This is a genomic window from Microbacterium sp. BF1 (genome assembly GCF_019279095.1).
Classification (GTDB): domain Bacteria; phylum Actinomycetota; class Actinomycetes; order Actinomycetales; family Microbacteriaceae; genus Microbacterium; species Microbacterium maritypicum.
Map to the genome: position 1 here is coordinate 1 of NZ_JAGYWT010000786.1, position 715 is coordinate 715.

The window sequence follows — 715 nt, forward strand, 5'->3', positions numbered from 1 at the left end:
AGGCCGCGTTCGCGGGCGGAGCGGATGCGGACGGCGCGCTCGGCGTGATCATCCGCGGAGGCACTCCGCACTTCGAGTACGTCTCGGCGGCGACCACCGACGGCCTCACCCGCGTCGCCCTCGATGCCGGCAAGCCTGTCGGATTCGGTGTGCTCACCCTCGACGACGAGCAGCAGGGTCTCGACCGCGCCGGTCTCGAAGGCTCCAAGGAGGACAAGGGCGCCGAAGCCGCCGATGCCGCGTTGCGGACGGCCCTGGTCACCCGGGAGCTGCGCGGCTGAGGTCAGCCTGCCCTTGCTAGCGCAGAAGGGTGCCGCACTCGTACGGTGAGGGCATGGAGACCCTCCGCCACATCGTGCTGTTCGTCCACCTCATCGGATTCGCCGTGCTCTTCGGCGCCTGGGCCGCCCAGGCATTCGGAGGCAAGCGGGAGTTCACCCGGCTGATGAACATCGGCATGGCGATCGCCGCGGTCGCCGGCCTCGCTCTCGCCGCACCGTGGGGGCTCTCCTACGAGCTCAACTACGTCAAGGTCGGCGTCAAGCTCGTGATCCTGCTCGTCATCGGCGCCTTGCTCGGTATCGGCCTGGCTCGTCAGCGCCGCGGAGCAGCCATCCCGTCCGCGGTGTTCTGGCTGGTCGGCATCCTCACCGCGGCCAATGCCGCGATCGCCGCGATCTGGCGCTGACCGCAGGATCCCGCGGCCTGAGCGCTT

At 69.8% G+C, this 715-nt stretch carries 2 protein-coding genes; both read left to right on the forward strand.

Going from position 1 to position 715, the window contains the following annotated elements; all coding sequences use genetic code 11:
• On the forward strand, positions 1-281 hold a 281-nt coding region (locus KZA10_RS16785), incomplete at its 5' end, for a 6,7-dimethyl-8-ribityllumazine synthase (protein WP_218683469.1).
• A gap of 53 nt (positions 282-334) precedes the next feature.
• On the forward strand, positions 335-688 hold the full coding sequence (locus tag KZA10_RS16790; RefSeq protein WP_017828757.1) for a hypothetical protein: 354 nt from the start codon (positions 335-337) through the stop codon (positions 686-688).
• Positions 689-715 lie beyond the last annotated feature (27 nt).

Bases quoted from the DNA above. Each gene is read 5' to 3' on its own strand.
- KZA10_RS16790 (WP_017828757.1), top strand. From the start codon at position 335: ATGGAGACCCTCCGCCACATCGTGCTGTTCGTCCACCTCATCGGATTC.